The sequence below is a fragment of the Microbacterium ulmi genome (genome assembly GCF_011759705.1).
Taxonomy (GTDB): Bacteria; Actinomycetota; Actinomycetes; order Actinomycetales; family Microbacteriaceae; genus Microbacterium; species Microbacterium ulmi.
Genome location: NZ_JAAOZF010000002.1, coordinates 60,200 through 79,923 on the forward strand (window position 1 = coordinate 60,200; position 19,724 = coordinate 79,923).

16 protein-coding genes are annotated in these 19,724 nt (G+C 70.5%); 11 read left to right on the forward strand and 5 right to left on the reverse strand.

What is annotated here, in order from left to right; translation table 11 throughout:
• Window positions 1-161 precede the first annotated feature (161 nt).
• Window positions 162-971, reverse strand: coding sequence for an AAA family ATPase (locus FHS08_RS12885; protein WP_167040024.1), 810 nt, complete (start codon window positions 969-971; stop codon window positions 162-164).
• A gap of 73 nt (window positions 972-1,044) precedes the next feature.
• Between FHS08_RS12885 and FHS08_RS12890 the strand changes: the two genes are divergently transcribed.
• Genes FHS08_RS12890 through def form a run of 3 tightly spaced genes read left to right on the forward strand, consistent with a single transcriptional unit; the run spans window position 1,045 to window position 6,781 of the window.
• On the forward strand, window positions 1,045-4,452 hold the full coding sequence (locus tag FHS08_RS12890; protein WP_167040026.1) for a pyruvate carboxylase: 3,408 nt from the start codon (window positions 1,045-1,047) through the stop codon (window positions 4,450-4,452).
• Window positions 4,453-4,506: 54 nt separating this feature from the next.
• Window positions 4,507-6,279 carry a nucleotide-binding protein gene (locus tag FHS08_RS16620; protein ID WP_167040028.1) on the forward strand — a complete coding sequence of 591 codons (1,773 nt, stop codon included), beginning with the start codon at window positions 4,507-4,509 and terminating at the stop codon, window positions 6,277-6,279.
• Between the two features lie 10 nt (window positions 6,280-6,289).
• A complete protein-coding gene (gene def, locus FHS08_RS12900) occupies window positions 6,290-6,781 on the forward strand; it encodes a peptide deformylase (RefSeq protein ID WP_167040030.1) in 492 nt (163 codons plus the stop codon).
• Between the two features lie 141 nt (window positions 6,782-6,922).
• Here def and FHS08_RS12905 read toward each other — a convergent pair whose 3' ends face one another.
• The gene (locus tag FHS08_RS12905; protein ID WP_167040032.1) at window positions 6,923-8,749 is read right to left on the reverse strand and encodes an AMP-binding protein; all 1,827 of its coding nucleotides are present in this window, start codon (window positions 8,747-8,749) and stop codon (window positions 6,923-6,925) included.
• A gap of 149 nt (window positions 8,750-8,898) precedes the next feature.
• Here FHS08_RS12905 and FHS08_RS12910 point away from each other — a divergent pair, with 149 nt between their 5' ends.
• From FHS08_RS12910 to FHS08_RS12920, 3 genes are read left to right on the forward strand one after another with little or no spacing between them, the layout of a single operon-like run.
• Window positions 8,899-9,840 (forward strand): ROK family glucokinase, encoded by a 942-nt coding sequence (locus FHS08_RS12910; protein WP_167040034.1) that lies wholly within the window; start codon window positions 8,899-8,901, stop codon window positions 9,838-9,840.
• A gap of 3 nt (window positions 9,841-9,843) precedes the next feature.
• Window positions 9,844-10,545, forward strand: a complete 702-nt coding sequence (locus tag FHS08_RS12915; protein WP_167040036.1) for a lysophospholipid acyltransferase family protein — start codon at window positions 9,844-9,846, stop codon at window positions 10,543-10,545.
• 9 nt (window positions 10,546-10,554) lie between these two features.
• Entirely contained in the window at window positions 10,555-11,892 is a 1,338-nt protein-coding gene (locus FHS08_RS12920) for a class II 3-deoxy-7-phosphoheptulonate synthase (protein WP_167040038.1), read from the forward strand.
• A gap of 107 nt (window positions 11,893-11,999) precedes the next feature.
• Here the strand turns inward: FHS08_RS12920 and pknB are convergent, their stop codons facing one another.
• Both pknB and FHS08_RS12930 read right to left on the reverse strand, forming a co-directional pair.
• On the reverse strand, window positions 12,000-13,940 hold the full coding sequence (gene pknB, locus FHS08_RS12925; RefSeq protein ID WP_167040040.1) for a Stk1 family PASTA domain-containing Ser/Thr kinase: 1,941 nt from the start codon (window positions 13,938-13,940) through the stop codon (window positions 12,000-12,002).
• Window positions 13,941-14,008: 68 nt separating this feature from the next.
• A complete protein-coding gene (locus FHS08_RS12930) occupies window positions 14,009-15,403 on the reverse strand; it encodes a LysM peptidoglycan-binding domain-containing protein (protein ID WP_167040042.1) in 1,395 nt (464 codons plus the stop codon).
• A 138-nt stretch (window positions 15,404-15,541) separates the two neighbouring features.
• On the opposite strand from FHS08_RS12930, the gene FHS08_RS12935 reads away from it, so the two are divergent.
• The gene (locus FHS08_RS12935) at window positions 15,542-15,892 is read left to right on the forward strand and encodes an Rv2175c family DNA-binding protein (protein ID WP_167040044.1); all 351 of its coding nucleotides are present in this window, start codon (window positions 15,542-15,544) and stop codon (window positions 15,890-15,892) included.
• Window positions 15,893-15,908: 16 nt separating this feature from the next.
• Here FHS08_RS12935 and FHS08_RS12940 read toward each other — a convergent pair whose 3' ends face one another.
• Window positions 15,909-17,003: a polyprenyl synthetase family protein gene (locus tag FHS08_RS12940; RefSeq protein WP_167040046.1), complete on the reverse strand. Its 1,095-nt coding sequence runs from the start codon at window positions 17,001-17,003 to the stop codon at window positions 15,909-15,911.
• Between the two features lie 67 nt (window positions 17,004-17,070).
• Between FHS08_RS12940 and FHS08_RS12945 the strand changes: the two genes are divergently transcribed.
• The 4 genes from FHS08_RS12945 to ftsL all read left to right on the forward strand — a co-directional run bounded on the left by FHS08_RS12945 (window position 17,071) and on the right by ftsL (window position 19,722).
• Complete coding sequence (locus FHS08_RS12945) at window positions 17,071-17,436, forward strand: DUF3040 domain-containing protein (protein WP_167040048.1); 366 nt, start codon at window positions 17,071-17,073, stop codon at window positions 17,434-17,436.
• A 199-nt stretch (window positions 17,437-17,635) separates the two neighbouring features.
• On the forward strand, window positions 17,636-18,067 hold the full coding sequence (mraZ, locus tag FHS08_RS12950; RefSeq protein ID WP_167040050.1) for a division/cell wall cluster transcriptional repressor MraZ: 432 nt from the start codon (window positions 17,636-17,638) through the stop codon (window positions 18,065-18,067).
• A 114-nt stretch (window positions 18,068-18,181) separates the two neighbouring features.
• Entirely contained in the window at window positions 18,182-19,135 is a 954-nt protein-coding gene (gene rsmH / locus FHS08_RS12955; protein WP_167040052.1) for a 16S rRNA (cytosine(1402)-N(4))-methyltransferase RsmH, read from the forward strand.
• Window positions 19,132-19,722 carry a cell division protein FtsL gene (ftsL, locus tag FHS08_RS12960; RefSeq protein WP_167040054.1) on the forward strand — a complete coding sequence of 197 codons (591 nt, stop codon included), beginning with the start codon at window positions 19,132-19,134 and terminating at the stop codon, window positions 19,720-19,722. Before rsmH ends, ftsL begins: the two co-directional genes overlap by 4 nt.
• Window positions 19,723-19,724: the final 2 nt, after the last annotated feature.

The window sequence follows — 19,724 nt, forward strand, 5'->3', positions numbered from 1 at the left end:
GGCAGAGCCGAGTGGCGTCCGGACCGAGTTGAGCGGCGCCCGGCCGAGCGGGGGTCCGGGCGAGTTCGGTGTGGTACCTGCCTGCGCAGACGTTCTCCGTGACCGACGTCGGGCGACCTGCGACCGGCGACCGATGAGGCACGCCGTCCGCGCGGAAGGGCCTAGGCGCGCGCTTCGCCGGGGGTCGGGATGCGGCCCGTGCGCATGACGCGGTCCAGGAGCGCGTCGAAGTCGGCCGCGAGCTCCTGAGCCGAGTCGCCCGGCCAGATGTGCAGGGGCTTCGCCGCGCCCTGCGCCTGCTGCAGCGAGGTGCGCTCCGGCAGCTGCGGCGCGAGCACGAGCGGGCCGAACATGTCGCGCAGCTCCTTGATGCGGAACTGATGCTCGATCGACTGCGGCCGCACGCGGTTCACGACGATGCCGAGCGGCTGCAGCCGGGGCGACAGTCCACGGCGGATCTCCTCGATCGCACGCAGGGCACGATCGGCGGCCGCGACCGAGAAGAGCCCGGGCTCGGTCACGACGATCACTCGGTCGCTCGCAGCCCACGCCGTGCGGGTGAGCGCGTTGAGCGAGGGCGCGCAGTCGACGAGAACGAGGTCGTAGTCGGCCTCGATCGTCGCGAGCGCCTCTTCGAGCTTCCACACGTCGCGAACGCTCGGATGCGGGCCGTCGAAGTTGATGGCGGACGGACTGCCTATCATGACGTCGATCGTGCCCGGGTGCACCTTGGCCCAGCCGCTCGAGGTGATCGCCTGACGGACGACCTTCTCCTTGGGGTTGGCGAGGACGTCGGCGACATTGAGGCGGCCGGCGACCTGGATGTCCATCCCCGTCGAAACGTCCGACTGGGGATCGAGATCGACGACGAGGGTCCGGACGCCGCGCGCGAAGGCGGCGGAGGCGAGACCCAGCGTCACGGTGGTCTTGCCGACACCGCCTTTGAGCGAGCTCACGGAAAGTACGTGCACAAGGGTCCACGTTACCGTCCCTTAGGCTGAGAGCACACTCAGCCCGATCCCACGGCAGCCCAGCGAGGTGCGAATGTTCCGAAAGATCCTGGTCGCGAACCGCGGTGAGATCGCCATCCGAGCCTTCCGCGCCGCGTTCGAGCTCGGAGCGCGGACCGTCGCGGTCTTCCCCTGGGAGGATCGCGGGTCGATCCACAGGCAGAAGGCCGACGAGTCCTACGAGATCGGCGAGCGCGGACATCCTGTCCGGGCGTACCTCGACATCGACGAGATCATCCGGGTCGCCCTCAAATCGGGTGCCGACGCGATCTACCCGGGCTACGGGTTCCTCTCGGAGAACCCCGACCTCGCCGCGCGCGCGGCCGAGAACGGCATCACCTTCATCGGCCCCTCGTCCGACGTGCTCGGCATGGCGGGCAACAAGGTCACCGCGAAGGAGCACGCCATCGCGGCCGGCGTGCCCGTGCTCGCGTCGACCGCCGCGTCCGACGACGTCGACGAGCTCGTCGCGCAGGCGGCCGGAATCGGATTCCCCATCTTCGTCAAGGCCGTCGCGGGCGGCGGGGGCCGCGGCATGCGGCGGGTCGAGACGCCCGCAGACCTCCCGCCGGCGATCGCCGAGGCGATGCGAGAGGCGGGGGCCGCGTTCGGCGACGCACGCGTCTTCCTCGAGCAGGCCGTCGTTCGTCCCCGCCACATCGAGGTGCAGATCCTCGCCGATGCGACCGGCGAGACCGTCCACCTGTTCGAGCGCGACTGCTCCGTGCAGCGGCGCCACCAGAAGGTCATCGAGATCGCGCCCGCCCCGAACCTCGACGACGAGCTGCGGCAGCGCATCCATCGCGACGCCGTCGCCTTCGCGAGATCGATCGGCTACGTCAATGCCGGCACCGTGGAGTTCCTCGTCGACACGGCGGGCGAGCGGGCCGGCCAGCACGTCTTCATCGAGATGAACCCGCGCATCCAGGTCGAGCACACCGTGACCGAAGAGGTGACGGACGTCGATCTCGTGCAGTCCCAGATGCGCATCGCGGCGGGCGAGACGCTGCAGGAGCTGGGCCTGCAGCAGTCCGACATCCACCTGCGCGGGGCTGCTCTGCAGTGCCGCATCACGACGGAGGATCCCGCGCAGGGCTTCCGGCCCGACACGGGGCGCATCACGACGTACCGGTCTCCCGGCGGTGCCGGCATCCGCCTCGACGGCGGCACGACAGCGGCGGGCTCGCAGATCAGCCCGCACTTCGACTCGATGCTCGCGAAGCTCACGTGTCGCGGCCGGGACTTCCCCGCAGCGGTCGCCCGCGCGCGCCGCGCCCTCGCCGAGTTCCGCATCCGGGGCGTCGCGACCAACATCCCGTTCCTGCGCGCCGTGCTCGACGACCCCGCGTTCGTCGCGGGCGACGTGAGCACGTCGTTCATCGACGAGCGCCCCATGCTGCTCACGAGCAACGTCTCCCGCGACCGCGCGACGAAGCTCCTCAACTGGCTCGCCGATGTGACCGTCAACCGGCCGTACGGCGAGAAGCCCCTCTCGGTCTCGCCCGGCAGCAAGCTGCCCGTCATCGACCTGCTGGCCCCGCCTCCCGCAGCCGGACTCGAGCGACTGCGAGCGCTCGGTCCCGCGGGCTTCGCGAGGGCGCTGCGCGAGCAGACGGCGCTCGCGGTCACCGAGACGACGTTCCGCGATGCGCACCAGTCGCTGCTCGCGACGCGGGTGCGCACGCGGGACCTCACGCGCGTCGGGCCGCACGTGTCCCGGATGACGCCGCAGCTGCTGTCGATCGAGGCGTGGGGCGGCGCGACGTACGACGTCGCGCTGCGCTTCCTCGCGGAGGATCCGTGGGAGCGGCTCGAGGCCCTTCGCGATGCGATGCCGAACATCCCGATCCAGATGCTCCTGCGGGGACGCAACACGGTGGGGTACACGCCGCGGCCCGTCGAGGTCACGGACGCCTTCGTGAAGGAGGCAGCGCGCACGGGCGTGGACATCTTCCGCATCTTCGACGCGCTCAACGACGTCGACCAGATGGTGCCGGCGATCGCGTCGGTACTCGAGACCGGCACGGCGGTCGCCGAGGTCGCGGTCTGCTACACCGGCGACCTGCTGGACCCCGCAGAGGACCTCTACACGCTCGACTACTACCTGCGACTGGCCGATCAGATCGTCGGCGCGGGTGCCCACATCCTTGCGATCAAGGACATGGCGGGGCTCCTGCGCCCCGCAGCCGCGGCCAGGCTCGTGGGGGCCCTGCGTGAGCGCTTCGACCTGCCGGTGCAGGTGCACACGCACGACACGGCGGGCGGGCAGCTCGCGACGCTCCTCGCCGCGAGCGCGGCGGGTGCGGATGCCGTCGACGCCGCAGCGGCGCCCATGGCGGGGACGACGAGTCAGCCCTCGCTGTCCGCGCTCGTCGCCGCCCTCGCCCACACCGAGCGCGACACCGGCCTCGATCTGCAGGCCGTGAGCGACCTCGAGCCGTACTGGGAGGCAGTCCGGCACCTGTACCGCCCCTTCGAGTCGGGACTGCCCGGTCCGACGGGGCGCGTCTACCACCACGAGATCCCCGGCGGTCAGCTGTCGAATCTCCGCCAGCAGGCGATCGCGCTCGGCCTCGCGGACGACTTCGAGCTCATCGAGGACATGTACGCGGCCGCCGATCGCATCCTCGGGCGCATCCCGAAGGTCACGCCGTCCTCGAAGGTCGTGGGCGATCTCGCGCTCGCGCTCGTGGCCGCCAAGGCCGACCCCGCCGACTTCGAGGCGAACCCGCAGAGCTATGACATCCCCGACTCGGTCGTCGGCTTCATGGCCGGCGAGCTGGGAGACCTCCCGGGCGGCTGGCCCGAGCCCTTCCGCACGAAGGTGCTCGAGGGGCGCGAGGTGTCGATCGACATCCCGCCGCTCACGTCGGAAGAGCGCGACGGGCTCGCGGGAGAGGTGCTCGATCGGCGGCGCACGCTCAACCGGCTGCTCTTCCCGGGCCCCGCCAGGGAGTTCGAGTCGAATCGCCAGGCCTACGGCGACCTCACGGCGCTCGGCACCCCCGACTACTTCTACGGTCTCAAACCGGGGGAGGAGCACGTCGCCGAGATCGACCCGGGCGTGCAGCTGTACGTCGGGCTCGAGGCGATCGGCGAGCCCGACAGCAGCGGCATCCGCACCGTGATGACGACGCTCAACGGCCAGCTGCGACCCGTATACGTCCGCGACCGCTCGATCAAGGTCGACAAGGTCGCCGCCGAGAGGGCCGACACGTCGAAGCCCGGACAGGTCGCGGCGCCGTTCGCGGGGGTCGTGACGCTCAAGGCGCGCGAAGGCGACGTCGTGAAGGCGGGTCAGCCGATCGCGTCGATCGAGGCGATGAAGATGGAGGCCGCGATCACGGCGCCCGTCGAGGGCGTCGTGGAGCGTCTCGCGATCAGCCAGACCCAGCAGGTCGCGGCAGGCGACCTTTTGGTTGTCATCCATCCCGCGCACTAGCCTGGGGTGCGGGCAGAAGCCGCCCGACCCACTCTTCAGGAGACAGACCTCGCAGTGACGCCCGATCGCAACGACCAGACGCCGCAGGACGACGCCGAGAACGGCGTGCTCAACGACACCGGAAGCGTCGACACGACCTCCATCGGCATCCTGGGCGGCGCGACCGCGCAGGTGAGCGTGTCGCTCCCCGTCGCAGACGACCCGATCGACGATGACGACGACGTCGTAGGGGACGAAGTCCCGTACGACGTCGACCGCCACGCCGACTCGGACGCCGTCGCCGACTCAGGACCGGCCGCCGACTCGGAGCCCGTCGCCGACGACGAGCAGCGTCCGTCTCCGACGGCCGAGCATCACACGCGCACGGCCGACGTGCCCACCATCGACTCGGCCGACGTGTTCGTGATCGAGGTCTCCGATCCCGCGCCCGCTCGCGACGAGATCGACGTGCACGACGCGGACATCGTCGTCGACGCGCAGATCCAGGACGCCGACATCGTGCATGAGGACGAAGTCGAGACGGATGCCGCGCCCGTCGACGTCACGGCGGACGACGCCGAGGAGGACGCCGACGCCGTCACCACGAACGACGCCGCTGCCGCCGCTGCGCTGCGGACAGAGGTCGACGCGATGTTCGGCCCCCGCGCGACGTCTGACGCCCCGACCAGCACGATCCCTGTCGCCGGCTCGGGTGGCGCGGACGCCCCCGTCACGATGTCCGGGGTTCGACCCGCGACGGAAGCGACCCCGACCACGCGCTGGGAGGCCCACCACCCGGGGACCGCCGAGCGTCCCGATCGCGCACATGCCGTCGAGCGCATCCATCCCCGCACGGAGGTCACCTTGAGTTCGAAGCGACTCGGCGAGTTCGAGGCCGGACGCGAGTCCGCCGACCTGCTCACGGCGGATCGTCTGCTCGACCCGCACCAGGTCGTGCGCCCCGAGCCGGAAGGTCCGTGGCAGCACTTCGTCTATGCCATCAGCGGCAAGCGCATCAATCTCGGCGACGGAAAGCGCGCACGGGCCCGCAAGGAGCTCGACCGCCGCATCTCGGCGCCGCTGTCGGGGGGAGCCCGATTCGTCCCGGTCGTCTCACGCAAGGGCGGCGTCGGGAAGACCACCATCACGACGCTGCTCGGCATGGCGCTGGCCGACGCGCGGGACGACCGGATCATCGCCGTCGACGCCAACCCCGACAGGGGAACCCTCGCCGACCGCATCGCCCGTCCGAGCGGCAAGACCGTCCGCGACCTCGTGCGCGCCCGCGGCGACGTGTCGGGGTACAACGACATCTCCACGATCGTCGCGCGCGACGAGACACGTCTCGACGTTCTCGCGTCGGACTCCGACCCGCGCATCTCCGAGGCGTTCAGCGACCGCGACTACCACGACGTCGCGAGCCTCGCAGCGCACTACTACTCGATCGTGCTGACCGACACGGGCACGGGCATCGTCCACTCCGTCATGGGTGCCACGCTCGACCTCGCCGATCAGCTCGTCATCGTGGCCGGACTCAGCGTCGACGAGGCGCGACTCGCCTCCGAGACGCTGACGTGGCTCGAGACCAACGGCTACTCCGAGCAGGTGCGCAGCGCCGTCGTCGTGCTCAACACGGCTCGCCCCGGGACCCCGCTCGTGCGGGCAGACGAGCTCGAGACGCACTTCCGCTCGCGAGTGCGCGCCGTCGTCCGCATGCCTTACGACCCGCTCGTGGCCGCGGGATCGGCGATCGCCTTCCGCGACCTCCAGCCTGCTACGCGCCTGGCCGCACGCGAGCTCGCGGCGGCCGTGGTCGAGGGTCTCCGAGCCGTCCCGACGGCTGCCTGAGGCGGAGCGCGTGTCGGTACGTCCCATCCGCGTCTTCGGAGACCCCGTGCTGCGCACGCGCAGCGAGCCCGTCGGCGAGATCGACGACGGCGTGCGCGCCCTCGTCCAGGATCTCCTCGACACGGTCGAGCTCCCGGGGCGCGCCGGCGTCGCGGCCCCCCAGATCGGGGTGGGCCTGCGGGCCTTCAGCTACAACATCGACGGCGACATCGGGTACATCCTCAATCCCGTGCTCGTCGAGGTGCGCGGCGACGCCGCGCCGGTGGGCGAGGGATGCCTCTCGGTGCCGGGTCTCTGGCACGACGCGCTGCGGCATCCCTGGGCGCGCGTCGAGGGCATCGACCTCGACGGCAACCCCGTCGTCCTCGAGGGAGAAGGGCTTCTCGCGCAGGCTCTGCAGCACGAGACCGACCACCTCGACGGGAAGCTCTACATCGACCGGCTGCCCCCCGAGACGCGGCGAGTCGCGATGCGCGAGATCCGCGAGAGCAGCTGGTTCTGACGCGAGCCGCTCCTGCGAGTCCGCGTCGACGCCCACGACGACGTCCGGACCCGGAACCCTTCGCGCGCCGGATCGGCGTCGCGCAGGACGAAGGGAAAGGCCCGAGGCTTCCGCCCCGGGCCTTTCGCTTGTCCGGCGCGACTACGCCAGCGACACGTTCGTCGTCGAGACGGGGACGCTGTACAGGTCTGTGATCTCCTTCGCGAAGTCGTCGGTGATGACGTTGCGCTTGATGCTGAGCTTGGGCGTCAGGTGACCGCTCGCCTCGGTCCACTCGATCGGGAGGATCGTGAACTTGCGGATGGACTCTGCCCGCGAGACGTACTTGTTCGCCTCGTCGATCGCGCGCTGCACTTCGGCCCGCACGGCGGCGTTCTGCGCGGCCTCTGCCAACGGCAGGTCGGCGGGCAGGTCGTTGTTGGCGAGCCAGGCCGGCAGCATCTCGCTGTCGAGGGTGACGAGAGCCGAGATGAACGGCTTCTGGTCGCCGACGACGACGACCTGCCCGACGATCGGGTTCGCACGGATGGGGTCTTCGAGAGCGGCGGGCGCGACGTTCTTGCCTCCGGCCGTGACGATGATCTCCTTCTTGCGGCCCGTGATCTTGAGGAACCCCTCGTCGTCGAACGTGCCGACGTCGCCCGTCTTGAACCAGTCGCCCTCGAACGCGGCGGCCGTGGCCTCGGGGTTGCGCCAGTACTCGCGGAACACGTTGATGCCGCGCACCTCGATCTCGCCGTCGTCGGCGAGGCGGATTCCGATGCCGGGGAGGACCGGTCCCACTGTGCCGATCTTCGACTTCTGCGCGAGGTTGACCGTCGCAGGTGCCGTGGTCTCGGTCAGTCCGTAGCCCTCGAGGATCACGACGCCGAGGCTGTGGAAGAAGTGGCCGAGACGTTCGCCGAGCGGTGCGGAGCCGGAGACGGCGTACACGACGCGGCCGCCCATCGCCTCGCGGAGCTTGACGTAGACGAGCCTGTCGAACAACGCGAACTTGATCCTCGTGAGGAAGGGGATCTTCTTGCCGTCCTGCAGGAGCTTGGAGTGCTCGACGGCCGTGTGCGCCGCTGCGCGGAAGATCTTGCCCTTGCCGCCTGCCTCGGCCTTCTGCTCGGCCGAGTTGTAGACCTTCTCGAAGACGCGGGGGACCGCGAGCAGGAACGTCGGCTTGAACGAGCCGAGGGCCGGCAGCAGGAACTTCGTGTCGGGCTGGTGTCCTGTCTTGACACCGGCGTGGATGTCGAGGATCGAGATGAAGCGGGCGAAGACGTGCGCCGTCGTGATGAACAGGAGCGTCGACGCGCCGGGGATCTCGACGACGTCGTGCAGCGCCTTGGCGGAGTTGCGGGACAGCTCGACGAAGTTGCTGTGCGTCAGGACGCAGCCCTTGGGGCGCCCCGTCGAGCCCGAGGTGTAGATGAGCGTCGCGATGTCGGCGCCGTTGGCGATGTTTCGGCGACGCTCGATCTCGTCGTCCGTGACGTCCTTGCCCTGCTCGACGAGCCTCTCGAGGCCGCCGGCGTGCATCGTCCACACGGAGCGGACGAGCGGGAGGTCTGCCCGGACCCCGTCGAGGCGCGATGCATGCTCGGAGCTCTCCGTGATGCACGCGATGGCGCCGGAGTCGGAGAGGATCCACTGGATCTGCGCGGGGGAGCTCGTCTCGTAGATGGGGACCATGACGGCTCCCGCGAAGAAGAGCGCGAAGTCGACGAGCGTCCACTCGTAGGTCGTGCGTGCGATGAAGCCGACCTTGTCGCCGGGCTCGATGCCCGCGGCGGCGAGGCCTTTCGCGAGCGCGACGACCTGGCGCTGGAACTCGGCGGCCGTGACGTCACGCCATCCTTCGCCTTCGGGGACGCCGAACAGAGCGAGGTCGGGCGTCTTCCCGACGCGTTCGACGAGCAGGTCTGTGACGTTGGCCTGCGGGTCGGCGGGGACGATCGCAGGTACTTCGAATTGAACCACGGCAGCTCCTTCGGTACCGGTTGCATTCTCACGTGAGGCTTCCCGTCGAGTGTACCTGCGGGCCGACGCCGCCAAGTCCAGGGCTGTGGAGCGGGGTCCGCACTAGACTTCAAGACGCCGTCGTGCGAGCGCGGCGGGGAGGGATCGCAGTGCTCAAGGTCGGGATCGACATCGGCGGGACGAAGATCGCGGGAGGCGTCGTCGACCCCGAGGGACGGATCGTCGAGAAGCTGCGCGTGGAGACCCCCACCGACACACGCGCTCTCGCGGATGCCGTCGCGGTGATGGCCCGCGACCTGAGCGCCCGGCACGAGGTCGCCGCCGTCGGCGTGGCGGCTGCGGGATTCATCGACCGGGAGCGCGCGAGCGTCATCCACGCGCCCAACATCGACTGGCACGACGAGCCGCTGAAGGCGATCCTCGAGGAGCGCATCGGGATGCCGGTCACGATCGAGAACGACGCCAACGCCGCAGGGTGGGCCGAGTACCGATTCGGCGCAGGCCGCGGCGTGGACGACATGGCCATGCTCACCCTCGGCACGGGCGTCGGAGGCGCGATCGTCCTCGACGGCCGGCTGTTCCGCGGCGGCCACGGCATCGCAGCCGAGCTCGGGCATACGAGGTTCCTGCGCGACGGACGTCCGTGCGGATGCGGACAGAACGGATGCCTCGAGCAGTATGCTTCTGGCCGCGCCCTCCAGCGCGAGGCGAACGACATCGCCGATCAGGACCGCGAGGGTCTCGGCCGGCGTCTCGCGGCGGTCCGCGACGCGAAGGGCGTCATCACGGGACCTGCGATCGCGCGGCTCGTGCTGGCGGACGACGCGGGGGCTCTCGAGGCGCTGCGGCGGATCGCGACCTCCCTCGGCGAAGCGTGCGGCGGCTTCCAGGCCGTGCTCGACCCCGAGCTGTTCGTCATCGGGGGCGGCGTCGCGCAGCTCGGCGACATCCTGCTCGACCCCGTCCGCCTCGCCTACGAGACGTCGCTTCCCGGCTTCGGCGAGCGGCCCGTCGCTCGCTTCGCGATCGCTCAGCTCATCAACGACGCCGGCATCATCGGCGTCGCGGATCTCGCGGGGGAGAGCGCGTAGGCGATGTTCTACTGGTTCATGAAGTACATCGTGATCGGGCCGATCGTGAAGGCGATCTTCCGACCCTGGATCGTCGGGCGCCGGAACGTCCCCAGCCAGGGCGCGGCGATCCTCGCGAGCAACCACCTGTCGTTCGTCGACTCCATCTTCCTGCCGCTCATGATCGACCGCCCCGTCTCCTTCCTCGCGAAGAGCGACTACTTCACGGGCAAGGGGATCAAGGGCTGGGCGACCCGTATGTTCTTCAAGGCGACGGGCCAGCTGCCGATCGACCGATCCGGCGGCAAGGCGTCCGAGGCATCGCTCAACACGGGCCTCCAGGTGCTCGGGCGCGGCGACCTCCTCGGCATCTACCCCGAGGGCACTCGCAGCCCCGACGGCAAGCTCTACCGCGGACGCACGGGCATCGCCCGCATGGCACTGGAAGCGCATGTCCCCGTCGTGCCGGTCGTCATGGTCGACACCGACACGATGATGCCGATCGGCCGCCGCATCCCGCACGTCGTGCGCGTCGGCATCGTGATAGGCGAGCCGCTCGACTTCTCTCGGTACGCCGGGATGGAGGGCGACAGGTACATCCTGCGCTCCGTCACCGACGAGATCATGGTCGCGCTGCACCGGCTGGGCGAACAGGAGTATGAAGACGTCTACGCGTCGACCGTGAAGGATCGTCTCGCGAAATCCCGGGCCGGTTCGGGCCGATAGACTTCAGGGATGCTTCAGCAGCTCGACGGACTCGACCAGTGGCGGACTCTGCCGATCAAGCAGCAGCCCGACTGGTACGACGCCGACGCTGTCGCCGCCGTGTCCGCCGAGATCGCGACGCTTCCGCCGCTCGTCTTCGCGGGCGAGGTCGACAACCTGCGCGAGAAGCTCGCGCGCGCCGCCTCCGGCCGGGCCTTCCTCCTGCAGGGCGGCGACTGCGCCGAGACGTTCGCCGGCGCCACAGCGGAGCAGATCCGCAACCGCATCAAGACCGTGCTGCAGATGGCGGTCGTGCTGACATACGGCGCGTCGATGCCGATCATCAAGATGGGCCGCATGGCGGGCCAGTTCGCCAAGCCCCGCTCGAGCGACACCGAGACGCGCGGCGACGTGACGCTGCCCGCGTACCGAGGCGACATCGTGAACGGCTACGACTTCACCGAGGCGTCGCGTCGGGCCGACCCGGCGCGGCTGCTCAAGGGGTACCACACGGCGGCCTCGACGCTGAACCTCATCCGCGCCTTCACGCAGGGCGGCTTCGCCGATCTGCGCGAAGTGCACTCGTGGAACAAGGGCTTCGCGCAGAACCCGGCCAATCAGCGCTACGAGGGCCTGGCGGCCGAGATCGACCGCGCCATCAAGTTCATGGAGGCGGCGGGCGCCGACTTCGACGAGCTCAAGCGCGTCGAGTTCTACACGGGTCACGAGGGTCTGCTGATGGACTACGAGCGACCCATGACCCGCATCGACTCGCGCACGAACACGCCGTACAACACCTCCGCCCACTTCGTGTGGATCGGGGAGCGCACACGCGATCTCGACGGCGCGCACGTCGAGTACTTCTCGCGCATCCGCAACCCCATCGGCGTCAAGCTCGGGCCCTCGACGACCGCCGAGACGGCGCTCGCTCTCATCGACAAGCTCGACCCCGAGCGTGAGCCCGGTCGGCTGACGTTCATCACGCGCATGGGCGCGGGCAGGATCCGCGACGCGCTGCCGCCCCTGCTCGAGGCCGTCAAGGCTTCGGGGGCGACTCCGCTGTGGGTCACCGATCCCATGCACGGCAACGGCATCACGACCCCGACGGGCTACAAGACGCGCCGCTTCGACGACGTCGTCGACGAGGTGCGCGGCTTCTTCGAGGCGCACAGGGCCGTCGGCACGTTCCCGGGCGGCATCCACGTCGAGCTCACGGGCGACGACGTCACGGAATGCCTCGGCGGCTCCGAGATGATCGACGAGGCGACACTCGCGACTCGTTACGAGTCGCTGTGCGACCCGCGCCTGAACCACATGCAGAGCCTCGAGCTCGCGTTCCTCGTCGCCGAGGAGCTCGAGAAGCTGTAGCGGGGCCGACCCTCCGGGCACGCGGTGCGCGAGCCGCAGGATCCCGCAGTGCGGCGCCTGCGCCGGTTCGCGGCTGCAGGCGACGGATGCCGCGGCCGCACGGCCGCCTAGAGCGACGCCCCGATTCGGACGGAGATCTCGGTGCCCTTGCGCTTCATGTCGCCCGCCTTGGGGTTCTGCGACTCCACCCGCGTGAACGAGTCGGGGAAGGTGCTCCAGCGGTCGTCGTACTCGAGCGTGAACCCGGCATCCGCCACGGCCTTCTTCGCGGCGCCGAGCGTCATCCCGCGCAGATCCGGGACGGCGAACAGGGGCGGACCCGTCGAGACGACGAGCGTCACGGTGTCGCCGGGACGCAGCCATGCACCGTCGTCGCGGCCGGTGACCCGGATGACCCGGCCCTCGTCGATGGTCTCGCTCGCCTCGGTGGGGCTCGGGTCGGCCACCGTCAGCTGGAGACCCTCGAGCGTGCTGCGCGCCTTCCCCTCGCTCTCGCCCACGACATCGGGAAGCGGACCGAGCGAGACGGAGAGCGTGGCGGTGTCGCCCTCGTGGACCGTGCAGCCGTCGGTGCATGCGACGTCGTCGCCCCCGGCGCGCGGGTGGATGACGAGCCCCACGACCTCGCCGTCCGGCGCGTCCGTGAAGAACTGCTCGCTGTCGCCCGCCTCGATCGTGTGCGACTGCAGGATCGCCCGGGCGTCTGACTCGCTCCGCCCGCTGAGCGCCTCGACGGCGACCTCTGCGGGTCCGAGGGAGATGAAGACCGTGACGGTCGTGTCCTTGTCGACGCGCTCGCCGGGCCGCGGGTCGCTGTCGATCGCGAGCCCGACGTCGACCTCGAGGCTGTTCCGGCCCTCCTGCTGCGCGAGCAGCGAGTGCTCGGCCAGGAGCGCCTGAGCCTCGTCGAACGTCCTGTTCGCGACATCCGGGACCGCGACCAAGGAGCCGGGGCCGGAGCCGAACCACCACCCGGCTCCCGCCGCGAGCGCCGCGAGGACGATCACGAGCGCGAGCAGCCACCCGCCCTTCGCGGCGCGGCGCTTTCCCTTGCGCCGCAGCCGCGTCGCGTTGTCTGTGTCGTCGGCGGCGGCCATGGGCGCCGTCATCGTCGCGGGCAGCACCTTGGTGAGCTCGGCCGAGTCCGACACGTCGGAGGGAGCGATGCCGATCGGAGCGGGGCGCGCGACGTGCGGGGTGATGCCCAGTTCGCGCTCGATCTCGCGCAGCCGCTCGAGCATCTCGCGCGCATCGGTCGGACGGTCGTCCGGCGCCTTCTCGGTCGACCACAGCACGAGCTCGTCGAGCGCCTCGGGGACGGCGGGGTTCTTGATGCTGGGCCGCGGCACGGAGTCGGTCGCATGCTGGAACGCGATCTGCATCGGCTGCTCGCCCTTGTAGGGCTGCTCTCCGACGAGCATCTCGTACAGCATGATGCCCAGCGCGTAGATGTCGCTGCGGGCGTCGGCCGTGCCGCGGGTGACGAGCTCGGGAGCGAGGTAGGCGATCGTGCCGAGCAGCTGCGCGCCCGACGCCGTGTTCGCCGTCGTGGCGCGCGCGAGGCCGAAGTCGCCGATCTTGATGCGGCCGTCCTCCGCGAGCAGGACGTTCTCCGGCTTGACGTCGCGATGCACGATGCCGGCACGATGCGCGGCCGCGAGACCCGAGAGCACGGCATCCATGATCGAGACCGTCTGCGCGACCGTCAGCCTGCGCTGCTCGCGCATGAGCTCGCGCAGCGTGATGCCCGGCAGGTACTCCATGACGAGGTAGGCCATGTCGCCGTCCTGGCCCTGGTCGAACACATTGACGACGTGCGGGTCGGCGAGCCGGGCGGCGGCGCGCGCCTCCTGGATGAAGCGGCTCTGGAAGACGGAGTCGTCGCTCAGATGGCCGTGCATGACCTTGAGCGCGATGCGTCGCTCGAGCCGCAGATCCGTCGCCACGTACACGGTCGCCATGCCGCCGCGCGCGATGCGCGCACGGACCCGGTACCGGCCGTCGACGAGACGGCCGATCAGCGGGTCGGCCTGCTGACTCGTGCTCACGCTGAGAGTCTAGGTACGGATGGCTGAGAGCCAGGGGAGCGGCTCACCCGCAGACCCGGGGGGATGCCTCAGCCCAGCGCTGCGAGCCAGGTGTACGAGGCCTGCTCCCACTTCGCGTAGTAGTCGGGGTAGGCCGAGATCTGAACGGCCTGCGCGGCCTGCGTGAAGGTCATCGCCTCCCATCCCGCGATGTCGAGCAGGCCTCTCGTGCGAGAGCCGTTGGGGTCGGACGGGCCGCCGTAGAACGCCTTCGTCGCGCGGACGGGGTCGCGCACCTCGTCGGCGGTGCCCCAGCCCGTGCTGGGCCGCTGCTGGAACAGACCGAGCGAGTCGCGGTCGCCGTGGTCGAGGTTGCGCAGCGATGACTCCTGCATCGCGGAGCCGAGCGCGATCGCGATCCCGCGCTCGGGGACGCCGAGCTCGCGGCCGATGCGGATGATGAGCTGGGCGTTGGCCGTCTGCTCGGCGTCGAGCGTCGCCGACAGCTGCACGACGGGCGCGGGCGGCGCAGGCGCAGCCGGTGCCGTCGCGGCGGGTGCGGCCGCTCCCGGGATCGAGATCCTCTGCCCCGGGTAGATCACCGACGACCAGCCGAGCCCGTTCGCGCCCAGGACGGCCTGCGTCGTGACGCCGTGGCTCTTGGCGATGCCGCTGATCGTGTCGCCGCCCTTGACGGTGTAGGCGCCGCTCGCCGAGGGAGGAGCGGGGGCGGGAGGAGCCGGAGCCGTGGGTGCCGCAGGCGCGGGCGCGGAGGCTCCGGGGATGACGATCCGCTGTCCCGGATAGATGATCGACGCGGATGTCAGGCCGTTGGCGTCGAGCACGGCCGCCGTGCTGAGCCCGCTGCGCTTCGCGATCGCGTAGATCGTGTCGCCCTTCTGCACGACGTAGCCTCCGGCCGCCGCGGGCGGCGGCGTCGAGGGTGCGACGGGAGCAGGGGCGGGAGCCGTCGGAGCGGAGGATCCGGGAATCGTGAGGCGCTGACCGGGGTAGATGATGGACGACCACACGAGCCCGTTGGCACTGAGCACCGCCTGCGTGCTGACGCCGTGCCTGCTCGCGATCCCGCTGATCGTGTCGCCCTTCTGCACCGTGTAGTCGCCCCCGCTGGGCTCAGGCGCCGGAGCGGGCGCGGCCGGGGCGCCCGTGAGGCGCAGCACCTGCCCTGGTCGGATGATCGAGCTGGCCGCAAGGCCGTTGAGCGCGAGGACGTCGGATGTGCGCAGCCCGAACCGCGTCGCGATCGCCCACACCGAGTCGCCCTTGCCGACGACATAGGTCGCGGGCGGCGTGTTCGCGGCGACCCGGACGTTGAGGACGGCGGCCGGCCCCGTGAACGCGGGGGCCTGCCTCGCGCCCGCCGCAGTGCGACTCGGCTCGGCGGCCTGCGCGGGCGTGGCCACGAGCATCAGAGCGATGGAGCCGGCCAGTGCGGCGGGTGCAGCAGCTGTGGTTGGTCGCACGGGTTCCCCCCTCGGTGGACTCACAAAACCGTGTCACGGATGTATATGCGTGTCAACAGGTGATATAGGAGGGGCTGATGTGGCTCATGTGATCGATGTGGCATCGGCATCGCTCTCGGCGGATGAGATAGTGGAACGGTGACTTCCGATGCCACACCCCGTACCGAGACCGACTGGCTGACCCTTCCCGACCTCATCGAGGTCCTGGGAGAACCGCTCGGACGTGTCCACCGGCTGCTCGACGAGCGCTACCTCATCGGCTCGCGCCGCGACGGAGTGCTCAAGGTGCCCGCGGTGTTCATCGTCGACGGGCATCCGCTGTCGTCGCTGCGCGGCACCGTCATCGTCCTTCAGGACGCCGGCTTCTCCGACGACGAGGCGATCGACTGGCTGCTCGAGCAGGAGGACTCGATCGGCATCCCGCCCATCGAGGCACTGCGGGCCGGCCGCAAGAGCGAAGTGCGCCGCGTCGCGCAGACCGTCGCCTGACGCAGGCCGTCGCCCGTTACGTCGATCGGACGGTCGCCGCCCGCGCGAGATCGCGCAGGTCGCCGACCGCCGCGTTCCCTAGCCGCGCGCCCGACAGCGCGCGCTCGGCCTCGCGCGCGTAGTCCGAGATGAGCTGCTCGACGCGATCGAGCGCGCCGGTCTCGACGATCGTGCGCTGCAGCGACGCGATCTGATCTGCGTCCAGCGCCGGGTCGCCGACGAGCTCGTCCAGGATGCGGCGCGCCGGCGGGGCGAGGCGCTCGCGCGTGAAGGCGACCAGGACCGTGCGCTTGCCTTCGCGGAGATCGTCGCCCGACGGCTTGCCCGTCGCAGCCTCGTCGCCGAAGACGCCCAGCACATCGTCGCGCAGCTGGAACGCCATGCCGACGGGGTGCCCGAAGGCGACGAGCGAGGCGAGCTGCGCCGCATCCGCCCCCGCCAGCGCACCGCCGATGACGAGCGGCTGCTGGATGCTGTACCTCGCCGACTTGAGCGACGCGACGCGCAGCGCGCGCTCGGCGTGCCGGTCGTCGGGCGCCGTGCGGAACGCCGACTCCTCTGCGACGTCGAGGAACTGCCCGACGGTCACCTCTCGGCGCATCGACGCGTACTCGCGCCGGGCGGCGGACGCCGCGGAGGCGTCGGCATCCGCAAGCCCCTCCTCGAGCAGATCGTCGCTCCACGCGACGAGGAGGTCGCCGAGAAGGATCGAGGCGGAGCGCCCGAACGCCTCGGCGTCGCCGACCCACGCGGCATCCCGATGCGCGCGCTCGAGCGCTCGGTGCGCGGCGGGACGTCCTCGTCGCGTGTCCGAGTTGTCGATCAGGTCGTCGTGGACGAGGGCCGCGGCCTGGAAGATCTCGAGCGCCGCCGCGGCCGCGACGACCTCCCGCGGAGGCGCCTCAGCGGGACCCGCGACCTCCGCGACGGCGCGCCATCCGGCTATGCAGAATCGCCCGCGCAGACGCTTGCCGCCCTCGAGCGCCCGCGCTCCGGCAGCGACGAACAGCGCGGCTTCGGGGCCCCATGCCGTCGCCGACGCCGTCTGCGATGCCACGAAGTTGCCGAGTCGCTGGGAAACCGCCTCGACAGGGTCCACAGAGGGTGACACGGGCCTAGCCTAGTGATCAACGGGACGCGTACAATCGACGCGACCGGAGCCCGCGGAAGGAGGATGCATGCCACTGTCGGAACAGGAGCAGCGTCTGCTTGACGAGATGGAACGTCATCTCATGCACAACGACGCCGACGTGGTGAGTGCGCAGCGCGACGGGCGCTCGCTCAGCTACCGCAACATCGTCTACGGCACCGTGCTCGTGCTCGTCGGGCTCGGCGGCCTCATCGCGGGCGTCTCGATCCCCCTCGTCGTCATCGGCGTCATCGGCTTCCTCGTGATGCTGGGCGGAGTCGTCCTCGCGGTCACGCCGACGCGCGGCCTCGCACGGACCGCGACGAGGCGCGAGCAGCCCTCGACGCCGGCCTCGTCCTCGTCATTCATGGACCGCATGAACGACCGCTGGGACAAGCGGCGCGGAGAAGGCTGACACCGCCTCCCACACGATCTGGCACCGACCCTCGGGTCGGTGCTTTTTTTGTGCCCGGATGCCGCTACGCGACCGTCCGCGCTCGGCCGGGGTGGAGCGGTGCGCACAGTCGGTGGTGCGTCCTTATAGCGAAGTGGGGGAGAGTGGAGTAAAGTGGCGAACAACCCGCGGGGGGCCGGACGAAGGGGGGTGATGGCCGATGCTTCTGGGCACGCACACTCCCAAGCTCGACGACAAAGGCCGCGTCATCCTCCCCGCGAAGTTCCGCGACGACCTCGGTGCGGGAGTCGTCGTGACCCGCGGTCAGGACCGCTGCCTCTACGTGTTCAGCACGGAGGAGTTCGAGCGCATCCACGAGCGGATCCGTGAGACGCCGCTCTCGAACAAGCAGGCGCGCGACTTCCTGCGCATGTTCCTCTCCGGCGCCAGCGCCGAGAAGCCCGACAGCCAGAACCGCATCACGATCCCCCCGGCGCTGCGCGCCTACGCCGGCCTCGATCGCGAGCTGGTCGTCACGGGCGTGGGCGCGCACGCCGAGATCTGGAACGCCGACGCGTGGAACGCCTACGCGGAGGGCAACGAAGAGAGCTATGCCGAACTGGAGCAGGAGGTGATTCCGGGCCTGTTCTGAGCCCCCGATCGTGATCCCCAGCCGCTCACGCCCTGACGCACTTCCCCGGCGCCAGGTCAGGGCGGATGGGAATCAGGGTCTGGGGATCAGGAGAACGGCAGAGCCCACGCCATCATGAGCCTCCGAGACATTCACACTCCCGTCCTCCTCGAGCGCTGCGCCGAGCTGCTGGCGCCCGCCCTCGAGCCCGCCGGCGCCGTGTTCGTCGACGCGACGCTCGGGATGGGCGGCCACTCCGAGGCCCTGCTGGAGAGGTTCCCCCGCGCTCGGCTGATCGGCCTCGATCGCGACACCGACGCGCTGCGCATCGCCGGAGAGCGGCTCGCGCGCTTCGGAGACCGTGTGACGCTCGTGCACACGGTGTACGACGGCATCGCCGACGCCGTCACGAGCGCGGGAGTCGATCGGGTCGACGGCATCCTCTTCGACCTCGGCGTCTCGTCGCTGCAGCTCGACGTCGCCGACCGCGGCTTCGCCTACTCGCAGGACGCCCCGCTCGACATGCGCATGGACCAGTCGTCGGGCACGACGGCCGCCGACGTCATCGCGACCTACAGCGAAGGCGAGCTGCGCCGCATCTTCGAGCGCTACGGCGAGGAGAAGCTGTCGGGGCGGTACGCCAGAGCGATCATCGATGCGCGCACACGCGAGCCCATCGAGCGTTCCGGACGCCTCGTGGAGATCCTCGTCGCGGCCACGCCGTACGCCGCCCAGCGTGCGGGACATCCCGCCAAGCGCGTGTTCCAGGCGCTGCGCATCGAGGTGAACCGCGAGCTCGTCGTCCTCGAGCGCGCGATTCCCGCGGCTCTCTCGCTGCTGGCGGTCGGCGGCCGCATCGTCGTGCTCTCGTACCAGTCGCTCGAGGATCGCCTGGTCAAGCGCGCCCTCGCGCAGGCCACAGCCTCCACGGCTCCCGCGGGGCTTCCCGTCGAGCTGCCCGAGCACGCCCCCCGCTTCCGGCTCCTCGTCAAGGGCGCCGAGCTCGCATCGCCCGAGGAGATCGCCCGCAACCCGCGGGCCACCCCCGTGCGGCTGCGCGCGGCCGAGCGAGTCAGGGAGTCCGCATGAGCCTTGCAGCGCCGCTCGCGCCCGCCCCGGACCGGCGGACGTCCCCACGCCCGCTCCGCGTCGTGGAGGCGCCCGGCCGACGTCGTCGACCGCGTGTCGTCTACGCCATCGTCGCGATCCTGGGCGCGCTGTCCATCGGCGCGGCGCAGATGGCGCTGTCGATCCTCACGACGCAGTCGTCGTACGAGCTGTCGAAGCTCTCCGGCCAGCAGCGCACGCTCGACTGGCAGAAGCAGATCCTCGATGACGACCTCGCGGGCCTGAGCTCGCCCCAATACCTCGCGGCGAACGCCTCGGCGCTCGGGATGGTCATCATCGAGTCGCCCTCCTACCTGAGGCTCAGCGACGGCGCGCTCCTCGGCACCGGCTCTCCCGCGATCGGCGCATCGTCCGTCGACGCGCTGGGCCGGGCATCCGTCCCGAACGCGCTCATCACCGACACCCCGCTCGTGACCGCGCCCGAGGCGACGATCCAGGGGATGCCCGAGCCGGAGCCTCCCGTCGAGCAGGCCGCCGACGGCGCCGCGCCGGTTTCGAACACTCCGCCGCCCCTCACCGAGGGCCTGCCCACTCCGAGCACACACTGAAG

What these genes read in the sequence shown, in the direction of transcription:
- FHS08_RS12890 (WP_167040026.1), top strand. Translation starts at nt 1,045, where the DNA reads ATGTTCCGAAAGATCCTGGTCGCGAACCGCGGTGAGATCGCCATCCGA.
- FHS08_RS12915 (WP_167040036.1), top strand. Translation starts at nt 9,844, where the DNA reads ATGTTCTACTGGTTCATGAAGTACATCGTGATCGGGCCGATCGTGAAG.
- FHS08_RS12920 (WP_167040038.1), top strand. Translation starts at nt 10,555, where the DNA reads ATGCTTCAGCAGCTCGACGGACTCGACCAGTGGCGGACTCTGCCGATC.
- FHS08_RS12945 (WP_167040048.1), top strand. Translation starts at nt 17,071, where the DNA reads ATGCCACTGTCGGAACAGGAGCAGCGTCTGCTTGACGAGATGGAACGT.
- mraZ (WP_167040050.1), top strand. Translation starts at nt 17,636, where the DNA reads ATGCTTCTGGGCACGCACACTCCCAAGCTCGACGACAAAGGCCGCGTC.
- rsmH (WP_167040052.1), top strand. Translation starts at nt 18,182, where the DNA reads ATGAGCCTCCGAGACATTCACACTCCCGTCCTCCTCGAGCGCTGCGCC.
- ftsL (WP_167040054.1), top strand. Translation starts at nt 19,132, where the DNA reads ATGAGCCTTGCAGCGCCGCTCGCGCCCGCCCCGGACCGGCGGACGTCC.